This is a genomic window from Janthinobacterium sp. 75 (genome assembly GCF_004365495.1).
Lineage (GTDB): Bacteria > Pseudomonadota > Gammaproteobacteria > Burkholderiales > Burkholderiaceae_D > Janthinobacterium.
In genome coordinates this window covers 462,495-477,023 of the sequence record NZ_SORD01000002.1, presented here as the reverse complement: position 1 = coordinate 477,023, position 14,529 = coordinate 462,495, and the positions used below count along the sequence as shown (strand labels likewise).

The window sequence follows — 14,529 nt, the reverse complement described above, 5'->3', positions numbered from 1 at the left end:
TTCCACATCCCCCTACCTACCATCAAGAACAGGAAATCTTCTATGTCTGACAATAATCAACACGCGGCCATCGATCTGGAATGGGCCAATCTCCTCTCTCCGCAACGCCGCACGGTCTTGCGCGGCGGTGGCCTGGTGGCGGCGCTGGCCGCTTCGGGACTGGCTGGTTCGGCACTGGCGCAGGATGGCGCAGTCAAACGCGTAAAAGACGTAAAACCAGCGGTGCCCGGCAAGAGTCCGTGGGGCGAGCATACGGATACGGCACCCACGCCGCGTCCCGCCAGCGTGCGTCCCGGCGAGGAAGCCTTGCCGCCGACACCGCGCGCCTATACGGATATCGAGAGTTATCACGCGCATATCTATTTTGATGAAGACAGCTATCAGAAGGCGGCGCTGATACGCAAGTGGGCGGCCGAGCGCTTCCAGATCGAATTGGGCGACTGGAACCTGGAGCCGCGCGGCCCACACGTGACGCCCTCGTTTTATTTTGGCTTCACCAATGATCTATTGCCCGTGATTGTGCCGTGGCTGCAGTTGAACAGCCTGGGCCTGACGATATTGATCCACCCGAATACGGAAGATCCGCGCGCCGACCATTTGTATTACGCGCTGTGGGTGAACCGTTCGCAGCCCGTGAATGGCTATGCGATGAAGAAGCCGGGGCCGGGTGAGCCGAGAGTCGAGCAAATCTTCGTCAATACGCGCCCGACAGTGAAAATCGAGCGCGCATGAGCTGGGCATAAAAAAAACGGCACGCCAGGGTAGCCTGGCGTGCCGTTTTGCTTGAAACAAAGCCTATCAGCCGTGTTTCTGGATGAATTCACCGATTTTCGGGCAAATGATCTCGCGCCAGCGGCGGCCCGAGAAGATGCCGTAGTGGCCGCATTTCGGCGCCACGAAGTCTTGCTGCATCTCGGCAGGGATGCCGGAACACAAGTCATGCGCCGCCTGCGTCTGGCCGGCGCCGGAAATATCGTCCAGTTCGCCTTCCACGGTGAACAGCGCCACATTCGTGATGTCTTGCGGACGCACCAGCTGGCCGCCCACTTTCCACGTGCCCATCGGCAGGCTGAATTCCTGGAAAACCGTTTTAATAGTTTCCAGGTAGTACTCGGCCGGCATGTCCAGCACGGCGTTGTACTCGTTGTAGAACTGGCGGTGGCCTTCCGCCGGCTCGTCGTCGCCCGTCACCAGGTGCATGTAGAACTCGCGGTGGCTTTGTGCATGGCGGCCCGGGTTCATGGCGATGAAACCGGCATGCTGCAGGAAGCCTGGATACACCTTGCGGCCAAAGCCGGGATAGTTCGGCGGCACCGCGTAGATCACGGTGTTTTCAAACCACGAGAATTTCTTTTCCGTCGCCAGGTTGTTTACCTGCGTAGGCGAGCGGCGCGGATCGATGGGGCCGCCCATCATGGTCATGGTTTTCGGCATGTGCGGATCTTTGGCCGTCGCCATCAGCGAGATGGCAGCCAGCACAGGCACGGTCGGTTGACAGACGGAAATCACATGCAGGTCCGGCGCCAGCAGACGGATGAACTCTTGCACATAATAAATGTAGTCGTCCAAGTGGAACGGGCCCTCCGTCAGCGGTACCATGCGCGCGTCCGTCCAGTCGGTGACGTAGACATCGTGCTCGGCCAGCAAGCCACGCACGGTATCGCGCAGCAGGGTCGAGTGGTGACCGGACAGGGGGGCAACCAGCAAAACTTTAGGCTGTTGCAAGCCAGTGGCTTCTTTTTTGAAGTGTATCAGGCGGCAAAACGGTTTTGTGACGACAACGTGTTCGCTGATGTCGACGCTCTCACCCTGGACGAGCACGGATTTGATGTCGAATTGCGGTTTTTCGTAGTCTTTGCCAAGGCGGTACATCAGCTCGTAGCCGGCTGCGATGCGTTGCGAAAACGGAGTGTGGGCCAGTGGGGAAACCGGGTTGGTAAATAACTTGGAGGACATGTCTGCCCATTGCATCACCGGAGTGAGGAAAGAGCGTTGCAGTTCGTGCAGTTGGTAAAGCATATAGAGTCCTTGTTTAATTCCAAGCGCCAATATCGGCTCAAATATCATAATCCAATTCTACGATATTTGTTGAGGACAAAATGTGCTTTACCACGCATAGGATCACAGTTTGCGCAATGATGTGACAGCACGCCACACTTGCGTGGATAGACCTGCAACGATGTTTTAAAAGCAAAAAAAGCAGCGTTTCCGCTGCTTCTTGTACATTTATTTGCCGCTAAGCCCCTGCGGGGAGGGCGATCCCCGCCGGAACGACCGCCGCAACTGCCGTGTGCTTAGCGCACCAGCATGTCGAGCTTGTCCTTGACGTCCTTGTATTGCTCGGCTTCCGGCAAGGCAGCCTTCGTCTTGGTGATCGAAGGCCAGTTGCGGGCCAGATCGACGTTGATCTTGATGAAGGCTTGCTGGTCGCCCGGCACGTCTTCTTCCGCGAAAATCGCGTTCACCGGGCACTCTGCCACGCAGACGGCGCAGTCAATACATTCGTCCGGATCGATTGCCAGGAAGTTCGGGCCTTCCCGGAAACAATCTACCGGGCAGACATCGACGCAGTCGGTGTAGCGACAGGCGATGCAGGATTCGGTGACAACGTGGGTCATAACAGTCCTATCAATTTGGGGGAGGTGCTGTAGCGCCTGCAGGAACTTCGGCGGCGCATACTAAAGCAAAGCATTGTATTTTAAGGCAATTCGCTATTTCTCACAAATCCCGCTTATATACAATACATATAAGCAAATTCATTTTTACGCGTTGCCGTTGCCGCGCAGAGAGCGCATTTCAGCGACTATCCGGGACGTTGCCATGAAGAACGCGGCAAGAAAGCGACAGTCGCCCGATACGGCAGGGTGCAGGGCGTGCGGCGTGCTGTCTTGCCGTGTGGTGTTTTTGTTTTGCTCAAATCAAAACCGACACAAAATACATGCCAGAAAAATCAGGCGCCGGCACGTATTTTCGTCAGCAACTGTTGCCAACGTGCGTTTTCAGCGCTGCCATCCTCGGCAAACGTGATGGTGCGGCGCGCGGTAGGCGCCTCGACGGTGATCTGCCAATGGGGGATATCGGCGCCCAGCTGTTCGTCCGTGCCCTGCGGGTGCGTGAAAAAGCCGCTGCTGGCCAGTGCCGCTTCCAGCCCGGGGCCAGCCGGATGGGCTTGCGTATCGATGTCATACTGTTCACTCAGGCCGGCAAAGCCGCCGCTGCTGCGGGCTGAAATTTTCATGGTGCTCCTTGCTATCGATGGTGGTAGGACGCGCTATGGCCCGCCGCTAGTCCGGCAGGCCTGAAGCGGGCGTGCTGGTGCGCTGCCGGGCTGTCTATCGGGGGCCGTAACTGCGGCACCAGGCGGCCAGCGCGTCGCGCTCCGCTTCGAGCAATTGATCCGACTCGCAGTATTGCGCATGGTTCATGGTACCGCAGCAGGCGCGCCTGTCTTGCACGGCGCCCACTTCGTCGACGATATCGGGGGCAAAGCTCGTCTGGCCATCTTCTGTCATGGCATAGGCCTTGAACACTTCGCGCACGGTAAAGCTGTTGCGGATGAAATCGAGGTAGGCGCCATTGCCGTCGGCCCCGGCGATTGTCAGCATGTGGCCAGCCACGTCGGCAAACGTGGCGGCCTGCTCGGGCGACGCCACCAGGGCGCGCAGGACCAGGCTGCGCAGGTAGTCGCCGCAGCGGTGCAGCACGGCCGCATCGTCTTCCAGCTGGGGCTGGCGTTCGTGGGCAAAGATGTCGGCCAGGATGTCGTAGATGGCGCCCGTAAACACTTGCGAGATGGCGTGCACTTCCGTGCCTGCTTCCGACAATTTGATGTCATTGTCGGCATTGCGCAAGCCGTTCGGCCGGCCCAGGGCCAGGCCGAACTGCTCCGCCAGGTCGGCGAGAAATGTCTTGTCGTGCAGATCGGACTTGGTTTGCGCGATCACGGCTTCGACCTGGTCCAGCTGCGACAGGGCCAGGAAGATGGCCGTCAGGTCGCCGAACGATTCGTGCAAGCCGCCCGTTTGCGGTGGATTGTTGCTGAGGAGCCAATTGGGCTTGAGGCCATCGAGTACGGCGTGCCCCGTTTCATGCGAGACGATGTCGAGCGAGCGGCAGGTGTAGACGCGCTCGGTGGCGCCGCTGGGGATGAAGTCGCCGAACTTGAGGGCCTTGTCGCTGCGGCTGTAATACGCATTCATGACATTGGGTAAACCGTGCGGAAATACGCGCAGGGGCGCCGTGTTGCTGGCGCTATTCCATTGCCAGGGCAGCGGCGGCGCCGTGTCGTTGCGGGCCAGCGCGCGCTGGTACATGGTGAGCGTCATGCGCACGATGGCAAAGGTGTGTACGGCATCGAACTGGTCGGTGTTGGGCGAGACAATGAAGTCGCCAAAGGCATTCGGGCTGACCTGCGCTATGCCCGGTTCGCCAAACGTGATGCGCGCGTCGCGCGGGCCTTGCAGGATCAGCCCGGGCAGGAAGGACTTGCGCGTGCCCAGGTCGCTGACGGACGGGTCTTGCTTCCAGATCAGCACGCGCGAACCGACGGGCACGGCGGTCAGGTTGCGGGCCGTTGCCTCGCTCAGGCGGGGCGGGCCTGGCTGCAGGGTCAGTTGCGCATTCTTGCGGTGCTGGCGGTACGGCGCCGAGGGGGTAGGGACATAGCCGACGGGCAAGGACACGCATTTGTTCAGTGCGACGTCGGCCGGCACGATGACTTTCTGGTCCATGGTAGCTCTCCAAGACACGCGCAACTCGAACTGGAATAGTCGTCCCGCTTCGGCGCGTCCGGTTTGATCCCGCGCAAACGATGCGTGGGAAGGACGGGCTTTTTTAGCCGTCCGGCGCCAGCTGCCGCCATGCCCGCCGTATGGCGGCTGGTATGATGCTGGCCGTATTGCCCGTTTTTATAATAAAAGGATCGTTTGATGGCGGATATAAATATAGTTCAGCAACATAAGCTGACAGCAGCAAAGGCGCGCGAAGCGGCACAGCAAGTGGCCGACAAGCTGGCCCAGGAATATGACCTGGTGTGTGCCTGGGATGGCGATGTGCTGCGCTTCGAGCGCAGCGGCGTCGATGGCTCGCTGACCCTGGAAAAAGAGCAGGCGCAACTGCAAATCAAGCTGGGCTTCATGCTCAGCGCCTTTGCTTCCACCATCGAAGGCAAGATTGCCGAGAAGATGCGCAAGGTGTTTACCGAGTCAGTTTGATGGCGTTTCACCCGCTTGTCTGGCGCCAAATTTGGTGCTAGGGAGCGTCTCGCAGTGATGGGCGAAAAGACGATGAAACCACGTCTCTTTTCGCCTTTTTTACGTCTGACTGTACGTTAGCGAACATTGCTATCACATTTCTATTTGGAAAGCTATTGGACTTTAGTGCCTTTTTGCGTTATACTTGAGTCATATTTACAACAGCTTCACCGCGTTTCACCTTCTGCTTCGCAGTACTCTCCGCTCGCTGAGTGGTGAATAATTCTTCGGGTTTTACACCCGCATCCAGTTAAAAGTAGCTTGGTCGATTTTTTTTCGGTCAAATACATTTGGTGCCATGTATTTGCATGGCGCTAGCGTTGTTAAAAGTCCTGAACCACAGCCTCTTTTAGCACGCACACGGCACCCCGGCATCGGCTTTGGCCATCCGCTGGTCACACGCGTGTCACCCCCTGTTTACTGTCGCTCCCGTGCGCTTTTGCGCCGTGGCGTAGCCGACGCAACAGGGTTTGCTGATTCCCGCCGCAAGCTAGCAGCTTGCTGGGTTTCATTCCATTCGTCAAATCGAGGGAGAACCACATCGTGGCAAAACAAATCATTATCGACCATGTGTTCAAAGTGTTCGGCGACAAGCCAGAAGAAGCACTTGAACTCGTCCGTCAGGGCGCCAGCAAGCAGGACATCCTGGCCAAGACCGACTGCACCATCGGCGTTTTCGACGCCACCTTTACCATAGAAGCGGGCGAGATCTTCGTCATCATGGGCCTGTCCGGTTCGGGCAAGTCGACCCTGGTGCGCATGCTGAATCGCCTGATCGAGCCGACCGCCGGCCGCATTTTGATCGACGGTAACGACATCAATACCTTGCCGGACGCCCAGTTGCGCGCCCTGCGCCGCAAGGACATCAGCATGGTGTTCCAGTCGTTCGCGCTGCTGCCGCAAATTACCGTGCTCGACAACACTGCCTTCGGCATGGAACTGGCCGGCATGCCCAAGGCCGAGCGCCATGCGCTGGCCCAGCAAGCGCTGGAGCAGGTGGGCCTGGACGGCTACGGCGCCAGCTATCCTGACGAATTGTCGGGCGGCATGCAGCAGCGCGTGGGCCTGGCCCGTGCGCTGGCCTGCGATCCATCGATTTTGCTGATGGATGAAGCGTTTTCCGCCCTTGATCCGATTATTCGTACGGAAATGCAATCGGAACTGCTGCGTTTGCAGCAAATCAAGCGCCGCACCATCGTCTTCATTTCGCATGACCTCGACGAAGCCATGCGCATCGGCGACCGCGTTGCCATCATGAAGGACGGTCACGTGGTGCAAGTGGGCACGCCGGAAGAAATCTTGCGCAAACCGGCCAACGATTATGTGCGCAACTTCGTGCGCGGCGTCGATGCGGCTGCCGTCTTCAAGGCCAGCGATATCGCCCGCAAGAGCCAGATCGTGGTGTCGGAGTCGCCGAGCCGCGGCTCGCGCGCCGCGCTGTCGATGCTGGAAGAGCAGGATCGCGCCTTTGCGTATGTCGTCAATCCGCAGCGCAAGTTCCTCGGCGTCGTTTCGGCCGATTCCTTGCGCAGTGCGCTCGACGGCCATGTCGGTCCGCTGGGTCTGGCGCATGCCTATCTGCCCGACGTGCAGACCATCAATGCAGATGAGCCAGTCGCCGGCCTCTTTGGCCAGGTGGCGCAACTGCCTTACGCCGTCCCTGTGGTGGCCAATGACGGCAGCTTCCGCGGCGCCATCAGCAAGACAACTCTGCTGAAGTTCCTCGACCGCGATACGCCAGCCATTGCCGAGCCACAACAACAGAAAGGACAAGCATGAACCCAAGTACCGTTTCCACAGTAGAACCTGTTGTTGAACAGGCCGCCCACATCAATCCCTGGGCGCTGACGCCGCCCACCGACGCCAGCACCGCGTGGCTCGATGCCGCCGCGCCTGCCGTGCAGCCGGAACAGGCAAGCGGCTTTCACCTGACACAGATTTTCGACGGCTCGCTGCCGCTGGAAAGCTGGATCAACCAGGGCCTGGGCTGGGTCGTGGCGCATTTCCGCCCCTTTTTCCAGGCCGTGCGCGCGCCGATCGACAGCGTGTTGTCCGGCGTGGAAGGCGTGCTGCTGGCCGCTCCGTCGCTGACGGTGATCGCCATCATCGGTTTGCTGGCATGGCAATTTACCAGCCGCACCCTGGCCATCGGCACCGTGCTGGCATTGCTGCTCGTCTCGATGCTGGGCATCTGGCCGGAAGCCATGACGACCCTGTCGCTGGTATTGACGTCGCTGGCCTTCTGTCTGGCCATCGGTTTGCCGCTGGGCATTTTCCTCGCCAGCAGCGACCGCGCGCAGAATATCCTGCGCCCCCTGCTCGACGCCATGCAGACGACGCCCGCCTTTGTTTATCTGGTGCCGGTGGTGATGCTGTTTGGTATCGGCAATGCGCCAGGCGTGATTGTGACGATCATCTTTGCCTTGCCGCCGCTGGTGCGCCTGACCAACCTGGGTATCCGCCAGGTGCGTCCTGACCTGATCGAAGCGGCCCGCGCGTATGGCGCCTCGCCGTGGCAGTTGCTGACCCGCGTGCAGTTTCCGCTGGCCATGCCGTCCATCATGGCCGGTATCAATCAGTCGCTGATGCTGTCGCTGTCGATGGTCGTGATCGCCTCGATGATCGCCGTCGGTGGTCTGGGTCAGATGGTACTGCGCGGTATTGGCCGCCTGGACATGGGTCTGGCAACCGTGGGTGGTCTGGGCATCGTGCTGCTGGCCATCACCCTGGACCGTTTGACGCAAGCGATGGGCCAGCCGCGCCGTGGCGTGCGCCACTGGTATCAGACGGGGCCTGCCGGTTTCGTGCTGCGCCTGGTGCGCGGCAACGCTGCCAAGGCTGAAGCGAATGCCGCACAGCAAGCCACGCTTGCCAACGCACAATAAGAAAGAGAAAGGATACACATGCATCAAATTGACAATTTTAAAGTGACGCAAAAATCGCAACGCAAGTTCCAGTTGTTTTCCGCCCTGGCGATCGCCGCCCTGGCCCTGACCACCAGCCTGGCCATGGCGCAGACGCCGGCCGTGGCCGCCGATGCGCTGCCCGGCAAGGGCGTCAAGGTGCAGCCGCTGCAAAGCTCGATCGCGGAAGAAACCTTCCAGACCATGCTGGTCGACAAAGCCCTGGAAAAGCTGGGCTATGAAGTGCAGCCGATCAAGGAAGTGGAGTACCCGACCGCGCATATCGCCATCGCCAATGGCGACGCCACCTTCATGGCCGTGCACTGGGACCCCATGCACAAGGATTTTTATAACAATGCGGGCGGCGACGCCAAGCTGTTGCGCACGGGCCAGTATGCCGGTCCGGCTGCGCAAGGTTATCTGATCGATAAGGCGACTGCGGAAAAGTACAACATCACGAATATCGACCAGTTGCGCGATCCCACCCTGGCCAAGCTCTTCGACCATGATGGCGACGGCAAGGCCGACTTGACGGGTTGTAATCCAGGCTGGGGTTGCGAAGCGCTGATCGAGAACCACATGGATGCGTACAAATTGCGCAAGACGGTGACGCACGTGCAGGGCAGCTATGCGGCCCTGATCGCCGATACCCTGGGCCGCTACAAGCGTGGCGAGCCGATCCTCTACTACACGTGGACGCCGTACTGGGTCAGTGGCGTTCTGGTGCCGGGCAAGGACGTGGTCTGGCTGAAAGTGCCATTCTCGGCCAATCCGGACAAGGTGAATACCCGCCTCGACGATGGCAGCGATTACGGTTTTGCCGTCAACACGGCGCGCATCGTGTCCAACAAGGCCTGGGCGGAGAAAAATCCGGCCGCAGCCAAGCTGTTCGAGGTGATGCAACTGCCGGTGGCCGATATCAATGCGCAGAACGAGCGCATGCGCCGCGGCGAAAACACGCAGGCCGATATCGCGCGCCATACGGCTGGCTGGATCAAGTACCACCAGCAGACGTTTGACGGCTGGATTGCGCAAGCCTTAGCGGCGGCAAAAAAGTAAGTTTGCAGCCGAGACAGGCGTAAAAAAGTGGCTACCGATTTGGTAGCCACTTTGACGTTAACGGCCTGTTTTTGTGGTTTTTGGTGAGTTTTCAGCCGTTTTCGGCCAGTTTCAGGTGCAAAATGGGGAAAGGCTTGCCGAACGGGTCGAGTTCGGAACGGCTATCCTCGATAAAGCCCAGATGGCGATAAAAGCCATGGCCTTGCGTGTTGTGCTCGTTGACATCGACGGCCGTGGCTCCCAGGCTGGCGATCGCGTACTGGAGCAGCGCGCGGCCGGCGCCGCTGCCGCGCTGGTCGGGATGCACGAACAGCATCTCGATCTTGGCGTGTTCGACGCACAGGAAGGCATAGGCGACGCCGTCATCGGCGCGCAGCACGTGCAGCAGGCGTTCGGCTGTCACTCTGGCCAGCTCGTCGCGCACGAAGGGCATCAGGAAGGCGATATCGCTGTCGTCGAGGAAATCGTGGGTGGCGCGTACGGACAGGTGCCAGACGTCGAACAATCGGGACAGGTCGGCGGCATGTGCCAGGGAAACCCTGGAAATTGGTGATGGTGTCATGCAGAAATTATACTGCCCCGGCAGGTGCCGGGGCAGGGGAGGGAAGATCAGTCCTTCAAGTCTTCGATCAAGTCGATGTATTGCTGTTGCGCCTCTTCTTTCGAGGTGCCGGCCAGAGCCGCCCATGCGTCGAACTTGGCGCGGTTGACGAAGTCGGTCATGCCAGGACGCTCGCCCGTGGCGTCGCCGCTTGAGGCTTGCTTGAACAAGGCGTAGATTTTCAACAAGGTCATATTGTCCGGACGCTCGGACAGGGTCTTGGAATCGAGCTGCGCTTGTTCGAATTGCTCTTGTAAACTCATGATGGCTCCTGTGTGCTGATGGAATCGCTGGAAAAGTGCGGCAGGCCCGGCGGAGTGGCCACCGTGCGTGCTGCAGTGCCTGACATCATAGTGAAAAAAGGGCGCCGTGCATTAGAGGGGATACTCAAAACAAAAGCGCCGCCGCTCGATGTAGAGGGGCGGCGCCTGGCGCGGTCTTGCGAGCGCGGTGCTGCTTCTTATGGAGCCAGCTTATACGCCCAGCAGTTCAACGTCGAAAATCAGGGTGGCGTTCGGTGGAATCGCGCCGCCGGCGCCGCGTGCGCCGTAGCCCAGTGCTGCCGGGATGATCAGTTGGCGCTTGCCGCCCACTTTCATGCCTTGCACGCCTTCGTCCCAGCCTTGAATGACGCGGCCTGCGCCCAGCGGGAATTCGAATGGGTCGTTGCGGTCCTTGCTCGAGTCAAATTTCGAACCGGCGCTGCCGTCGTCGTTTTGCAGCCAGCCCGTGTAATGTACGACAACATTGTTGCCGGCTTGCGCTTCAGCGCCTTCGCCGACGACGGTATCGATGTATTGCAGGCCGGAAGCGGTAGTGATGGTGGTCATGATAATCCTTGTGTAGGCGATGAAAGCTTCAGATTGTAGAGCAATGAGTTGCAAAGCGCCATTCCAGGCGCGGCGCAGGGAAAATGGGGGAATTACGGCGAAGTGTGGTTGCCGGTCGCATTTAAGGGGGGATTTCATACAAAAAATACAGTGTTCCACGTAAAATGCCTGTTTTGTATTTAACAGTGATTTCTTCCATGTTCCGCAGTCTACGCCGCCTTGTTTTTTCCTCGCTGTGCCTGGTTTCCGCAATGTCTACGGCGCAAGCCGAAGTGGTGGTGGTGCTCAATTCCCGTGATGCTACGGTGCAACTGCTGGACCAGAAAACCTATGCTCCCCTGTCCACCTTTGCCGTCGGCAAGGAACCGCATCATCTGATGGAAACGCCGGACGGCAAGTCGCTGATCGTCGCCAGTTCCGTCGGCAACGAGCTGATTTTCCTCGACCCCGTCTCGGGCCAGATCCAGCGCCGCATCAGCAATATCCTCGACCCCTACCAGATCGGCTTTTCGCCGGACCAGAAATGGTTCATCTCGAACTCGCTGCGCCTGGACCGCATCGACCTGTACCGCTACGACGGCAAGAACCTGACCCTGGCCAAGCGCATCGCGCTGCCGAAGCTGCCCAGTCATATGGCGTTCACGGCCGACAGCACCATGGCCTTTATTACCCAGCAGGGCAGCAACCAGGTCAGCGCCATCGATCTGGCCACGCAAACCGTCAAATGGACCATGCCCGTGGGTCCCGCGCCGGCCGGCATCACCATGACGCCCGATGGCAAACATTTGCTGGTGGGCATCATGGGCAGCGACTACGTGGAAGTAATCGACTGGCGCACGCAAAAGACCGTCAAGCGCATCAAGGCGGGCGCCGGTACGCATAATTTCCGCGCGCTCGGTGACAACCGCATGACGTTTGTCTCGAACCGCGTCTCGAACACCATCAACATCATCGACCAGCAAACCCTGGAAAACGTGGGCACCATCAATGTGCCAGGCGGCCCGGACTGCATGGAAATCACGCCCGATGGCAAGACCATGTGGGTGACCTTGCGCTGGATCAAGAAAGTGGCCGTGATCGATTTGACCACGCGCAAGGTGATCAAGATGATACCGGTGGGCCGCTCGCCCCATGGCGTGTATTTCGCCACCCATTCGCCGCGCATGTGATGATGAAGCGTCTTATTCTGACTGGCGGCTTGCCCGCCGTGCTGCTGTGCGCCAGCGCCATGCTGTCGACCGCGCATGCCGCCGCCGCATTTGCTACCCCTACGGCCACGCCGGCCGCCTGCAAGGGCACCATCTACATGACCTTCGACACGGGCAGCCAGTCGCAAGCGCAACTGATCGCCGACGTGCTGAATAAACGCCATGTGAAGGCAACCTTCTTCCTGGCCAATGAAAAGACCACCCGCGGCGACTATTCGCTCGATGCCTCGTGGGCGCCGTACTGGAAAGACAGGGTCGCCGAAGGCCATGCATTCGGCACGCATACGTTTGACCACGTGTACTGGAAGAAGGATCTGGACCATGGCTTGATCCAGGTCAAGCCCCAGTTTGGCAAGGATGGCGGCAAGCTCGCGTCCTTCACCGACAAGCAGTTCTGCGAGGAATTACGCCGGGTCGATACGCGCTTCCAGGAGTTGACCGGGCACAAGCTTGATCCGTTCTGGCGCGCGCCGGGCGGCTACACCTCGCCGCGCACCCTGGCGGCCGGCAGCGCCTGCGGCTACCAGCATGCAGGCTGGGCGCCGGCGGGCTACTCGGGCGACGAGCTGCCCAGCGACAAGTATCCGAATGCCATGCTGCTGAAAAAAGTGCTGGCAAACTTGCGCAGCGGCGACATTTTCATTTCGCACATGGGCATCTGGTCACGCAAAGACCCTTGGGCGCCCGCCAACCTGGATGCTTTGATATCCGGCTTGCAAGACAAGGGTTTCTGTTTTGCCACGCTGCGCGAGCATCCTGCCTACGCGCAAAAGAAGGGCCAGCCATGATTGCCGCCGACATCAGCGCCATCGTGCAACCGGCTATCGACGCCGTGGTCGATGCCTTTGGCGTGGCGCAAGGCTGGCTGTTCCAGACTGTGGTGAATCCCCTCGTGTATCACCTGGGCTTTGGCGAATTCACGGAAGAGGCTTTCGAGGGCACGGAGTGGCTGCTGATCGGCCTGTGCGAACTGGTGCTGCTGTTTCTCGTGCTGCGCCCGCTCGAAGCCCTGATTCCCGCGCAAAAGATCACCGACCCGCGCGCCCGCCGGAACGATTTCATCTATACCGTGCTGCACCGCATCGGCCTGTTTTCCGTGCTGGTCTTCTTCACGCTCGATCCGCTGATGGATGCCTTGGCGGGCGCTTTGCGTTTCGATAATATCCATCCCCTGAACCTGGAATCGCTGTTGCCCGGCATCAGTCCCTTCCTCAGTTTTATCATTTATTTTGTCATACTGGACTTCGTCGACTATTGCTACCATCGTGCCTCGCACCATGTCGGCTGGTGGTGGGGCTTGCACAGTTTGCATCACAGCCAGCAAAACATGAACTTGTGGAGCGACGACCGCAATCACTTGCTCGATGACTTCTTGCGCGACGTGGTGATGGCCCTGGTGGCGCTCGGTATCGGCGTGCCGCCGGGCCAGTACGTGCTGCTGGTCTCTATTTCGCGCATTCTGCAAAGCTTGCAGCACGCGAATGTGAGGATACACTTCGGCCGCATCGGCGAGCGGCTGCTGATCTCGCCCCGTTTCCACCGCACGCATCACGCGATCGGCGTGGGGCACGAGTCGAAAGGCAAGGGCAGCATGGGTGGTTGCAACTTCGGCGTGGTCTTGCCGATTTGGGATATGCTGCTGGGCACCGCGAATTTCTCGGCGGGCTACGCGCGCACAGGCGTGCGCGACCAGCTGGCCCGCATCGACAGCCATGGCGTGGGCCGGCCTGGACGCAACTATGGCCGAGGTTTCTGGCAGCAGCAATGGCTGGGCCTGCGCCGTATGGTGGAATTTGCAAGAATTAAACGAAAAGGACGCCGTTGATGCGTAATGTGTTGAATTCGTATGGCCGCGCCTTGCTGTCGCAATTGCACGGCAAGATACTGCTGCTGAGCGTCGCGCCGTTCATCCTGTCGCTGATACTGTGGGGTGCACTGCTGTATGTGGGCCTGCAACCGCTGATCGACAGCCTGCACGCGCTGTTCACGCAGTACGATTTCTTCCGCACCAGTGGCCAGGTGCTGTCCACTTTCGGCCTGGGCATGTTGAAAGCCGTGATCGTGCCCCTGATCGCCATGTTCATGTTGCTGCCGCTGATGATATTGACGGCGCTCATTTTCATGGGACTGTTCGCCATGCCGGCCATCGGCCGCCATATTGGCGGGCGGCATTTTCCGCAGCTGGAAAAGAAACATGGCGGCAGCCTGCTTGGCAGCGTCGGCACCTCGCTGGCCACCTTTCTGTTGTTCATCGTCGTCTGGCTGCTCATGCTGCCCCTGTATGCGTTTCCGCCTGCCGCGCTGGTGGGGCAGGCCGTGCTGTGGGGTTGGCTGACCTACCGCGTGATGGCGTATGACGCCATGGCCGACTACGCCAGCGTGGAAGAGCGCCACGCCATCATGCGCACGCAGCGCTGGCCCCTGCTGGCCATCGGCATGGTGTCTGGCGCGGCCGGCGCCGTGCCGGGCATGCTGTGGATGGGCGGCGTGATGTCAGTGGTGTTCTTCCCCTTCCTGGCGGCGTTCGCCATCTGGCTGTATGTATTGATCTTTATCTTTACGGGTCTGTGGTTCCAGTATTACTGCCTGGAAGCACTGTCGCGTTTGCGGGGCGTACGCGGCATGACCGACGTGGCGCCAGCGGACGCCTGACCTGAGTGAATCCTGACCTTTAAT

The 14,529-nt window shown here is 59.6% G+C and carries 16 protein-coding genes; 9 read left to right on the top strand and 7 right to left on the bottom strand.

The features are described from left to right. Window positions 1-42 precede the first annotated feature (42 nt). Window positions 43-732 (top strand): DOPA 4,5-dioxygenase family protein, encoded by a 690-nt coding sequence (locus tag C8C89_RS26450; protein ID WP_133994064.1) that lies wholly within the window; start codon window positions 43-45, stop codon window positions 730-732. Window positions 733-798: 66 nt separating this feature from the next. Here the strand turns inward: C8C89_RS26450 and phaZ are convergent, their stop codons facing one another. The 4 genes from phaZ to C8C89_RS26430 all read right to left on the bottom strand — a co-directional run bounded on the left by phaZ (window position 799) and on the right by C8C89_RS26430 (window position 4,730). Continuing rightward, the gene (gene phaZ / locus C8C89_RS26445) at window positions 799-2,019 is read right to left on the bottom strand and encodes a polyhydroxyalkanoate depolymerase (RefSeq protein ID WP_101484038.1); all 1,221 of its coding nucleotides are present in this window, start codon (window positions 2,017-2,019) and stop codon (window positions 799-801) included. Window positions 2,020-2,294: 275 nt separating this feature from the next. After that, window positions 2,295-2,618, bottom strand: coding sequence for a ferredoxin FdxA (fdxA, locus tag C8C89_RS26440; RefSeq protein ID WP_010395176.1), 324 nt, complete (start codon window positions 2,616-2,618; stop codon window positions 2,295-2,297). A 332-nt stretch (window positions 2,619-2,950) separates the two neighbouring features. After that, window positions 2,951-3,238: a protealysin inhibitor emfourin gene (locus C8C89_RS26435; RefSeq protein ID WP_133994062.1), complete on the bottom strand. Its 288-nt coding sequence runs from the start codon at window positions 3,236-3,238 to the stop codon at window positions 2,951-2,953. Window positions 3,239-3,332: 94 nt separating this feature from the next. Next, entirely contained in the window at window positions 3,333-4,730 is a 1,398-nt protein-coding gene (locus C8C89_RS26430) for a hypothetical protein (protein WP_133994060.1), read from the bottom strand. Window positions 4,731-4,928: 198 nt separating this feature from the next. Between C8C89_RS26430 and C8C89_RS26425 the strand changes: the two genes are divergently transcribed. The 4 genes from C8C89_RS26425 (at window position 4,929) to proX (ending at window position 9,214) form a co-directional block, all read left to right on the top strand. Then, window positions 4,929-5,213, top strand: a complete 285-nt coding sequence (locus C8C89_RS26425; RefSeq protein ID WP_101484041.1) for a polyhydroxyalkanoic acid system family protein — start codon at window positions 4,929-4,931, stop codon at window positions 5,211-5,213. A 582-nt stretch (window positions 5,214-5,795) separates the two neighbouring features. Next, window positions 5,796-7,031: a glycine betaine/L-proline ABC transporter ATP-binding protein ProV gene (gene proV, locus C8C89_RS26420; protein ID WP_101484880.1), complete on the top strand. Its 1,236-nt coding sequence runs from the start codon at window positions 5,796-5,798 to the stop codon at window positions 7,029-7,031. Continuing rightward, on the top strand, window positions 7,028-8,137 hold the full coding sequence (gene proW, locus C8C89_RS26415) for a glycine betaine/L-proline ABC transporter permease ProW (RefSeq protein WP_101484042.1): 1,110 nt from the start codon (window positions 7,028-7,030) through the stop codon (window positions 8,135-8,137). Before proV ends, proW begins: the two co-directional genes overlap by 4 nt. A gap of 18 nt (window positions 8,138-8,155) precedes the next feature. Beyond that, complete coding sequence (gene proX, locus C8C89_RS26410) at window positions 8,156-9,214, top strand: glycine betaine/L-proline ABC transporter substrate-binding protein ProX (protein WP_133994058.1); 1,059 nt, start codon at window positions 8,156-8,158, stop codon at window positions 9,212-9,214. Between the two features lie 91 nt (window positions 9,215-9,305). Here the strand turns inward: proX and C8C89_RS26405 are convergent, their stop codons facing one another. The 3 genes from C8C89_RS26405 to C8C89_RS26395 all read right to left on the bottom strand — a co-directional run bounded on the left by C8C89_RS26405 (window position 9,306) and on the right by C8C89_RS26395 (window position 10,645). Then, window positions 9,306-9,776 carry a GNAT family N-acetyltransferase gene (locus C8C89_RS26405; protein WP_133994056.1) on the bottom strand — a complete coding sequence of 157 codons (471 nt, stop codon included), beginning with the start codon at window positions 9,774-9,776 and terminating at the stop codon, window positions 9,306-9,308. A 47-nt stretch (window positions 9,777-9,823) separates the two neighbouring features. Continuing rightward, a complete protein-coding gene (locus C8C89_RS26400) occupies window positions 9,824-10,078 on the bottom strand; it encodes an acyl-CoA-binding protein (RefSeq protein WP_034782468.1) in 255 nt (84 codons plus the stop codon). A 210-nt stretch (window positions 10,079-10,288) separates the two neighbouring features. After that, on the bottom strand, window positions 10,289-10,645 hold the full coding sequence (locus tag C8C89_RS26395) for an FKBP-type peptidyl-prolyl cis-trans isomerase (protein WP_101484045.1): 357 nt from the start codon (window positions 10,643-10,645) through the stop codon (window positions 10,289-10,291). Window positions 10,646-10,842: 197 nt separating this feature from the next. Between C8C89_RS26395 and C8C89_RS26390 the strand changes: the two genes are divergently transcribed. The 4 genes from C8C89_RS26390 to C8C89_RS26375 are packed head-to-tail and all read left to right on the top strand — an operon-like array spanning window position 10,843 to window position 14,505. Next, window positions 10,843-11,814 carry a cytochrome D1 domain-containing protein gene (locus tag C8C89_RS26390; RefSeq protein ID WP_133994054.1) on the top strand — a complete coding sequence of 324 codons (972 nt, stop codon included), beginning with the start codon at window positions 10,843-10,845 and terminating at the stop codon, window positions 11,812-11,814. 2 nt (window positions 11,815-11,816) lie between these two features. Then, the gene (locus C8C89_RS26385; protein ID WP_133994195.1) at window positions 11,817-12,641 is read left to right on the top strand and encodes a polysaccharide deacetylase family protein; all 825 of its coding nucleotides are present in this window, start codon (window positions 11,817-11,819) and stop codon (window positions 12,639-12,641) included. Continuing rightward, window positions 12,638-13,678: a sterol desaturase family protein gene (locus tag C8C89_RS26380; RefSeq protein ID WP_101484047.1), complete on the top strand. Its 1,041-nt coding sequence runs from the start codon at window positions 12,638-12,640 to the stop codon at window positions 13,676-13,678. The genes C8C89_RS26385 and C8C89_RS26380 overlap by 4 nt, the downstream gene beginning before the upstream one ends. Continuing rightward, window positions 13,678-14,505 (top strand): EI24 domain-containing protein, encoded by an 828-nt coding sequence (locus tag C8C89_RS26375; RefSeq protein ID WP_133994052.1) that lies wholly within the window; start codon window positions 13,678-13,680, stop codon window positions 14,503-14,505. The genes C8C89_RS26380 and C8C89_RS26375 overlap by 1 nt, the downstream gene beginning before the upstream one ends. Window positions 14,506-14,529: the final 24 nt, after the last annotated feature.

Coding starts and splice junctions, on each gene's coding strand:
- C8C89_RS26450 (WP_133994064.1), top strand. CDS start 43: ATGTCTGACAATAATCAACACGCGGCCATCGATCTGGAATGGGCCAAT.
- phaZ (WP_101484038.1), bottom strand. CDS start 2,019: ATGCTTTACCAACTGCACGAACTGCAACGCTCTTTCCTCACTCCGGTG.
- fdxA (WP_010395176.1), bottom strand. CDS start 2,618: ATGACCCACGTTGTCACCGAATCCTGCATCGCCTGTCGCTACACCGAC.
- C8C89_RS26435 (WP_133994062.1), bottom strand. CDS start 3,238: ATGAAAATTTCAGCCCGCAGCAGCGGCGGCTTTGCCGGCCTGAGTGAA.
- C8C89_RS26430 (WP_133994060.1), bottom strand. CDS start 4,730: ATGGACCAGAAAGTCATCGTGCCGGCCGACGTCGCACTGAACAAATGC.
- C8C89_RS26425 (WP_101484041.1), top strand. CDS start 4,929: ATGGCGGATATAAATATAGTTCAGCAACATAAGCTGACAGCAGCAAAG.
- proW (WP_101484042.1), top strand. CDS start 7,028: ATGAACCCAAGTACCGTTTCCACAGTAGAACCTGTTGTTGAACAGGCC.
- proX (WP_133994058.1), top strand. CDS start 8,156: ATGCATCAAATTGACAATTTTAAAGTGACGCAAAAATCGCAACGCAAG.
- C8C89_RS26405 (WP_133994056.1), bottom strand. CDS start 9,776: ATGACACCATCACCAATTTCCAGGGTTTCCCTGGCACATGCCGCCGAC.
- C8C89_RS26400 (WP_034782468.1), bottom strand. CDS start 10,078: ATGAGTTTACAAGAGCAATTCGAACAAGCGCAGCTCGATTCCAAGACC.
- C8C89_RS26395 (WP_101484045.1), bottom strand. CDS start 10,645: ATGACCACCATCACTACCGCTTCCGGCCTGCAATACATCGATACCGTC.
- C8C89_RS26390 (WP_133994054.1), top strand. CDS start 10,843: ATGTTCCGCAGTCTACGCCGCCTTGTTTTTTCCTCGCTGTGCCTGGTT.
- C8C89_RS26385 (WP_133994195.1), top strand. CDS start 11,817: ATGAAGCGTCTTATTCTGACTGGCGGCTTGCCCGCCGTGCTGCTGTGC.
- C8C89_RS26380 (WP_101484047.1), top strand. CDS start 12,638: ATGATTGCCGCCGACATCAGCGCCATCGTGCAACCGGCTATCGACGCC.
- C8C89_RS26375 (WP_133994052.1), top strand. CDS start 13,678: ATGCGTAATGTGTTGAATTCGTATGGCCGCGCCTTGCTGTCGCAATTG.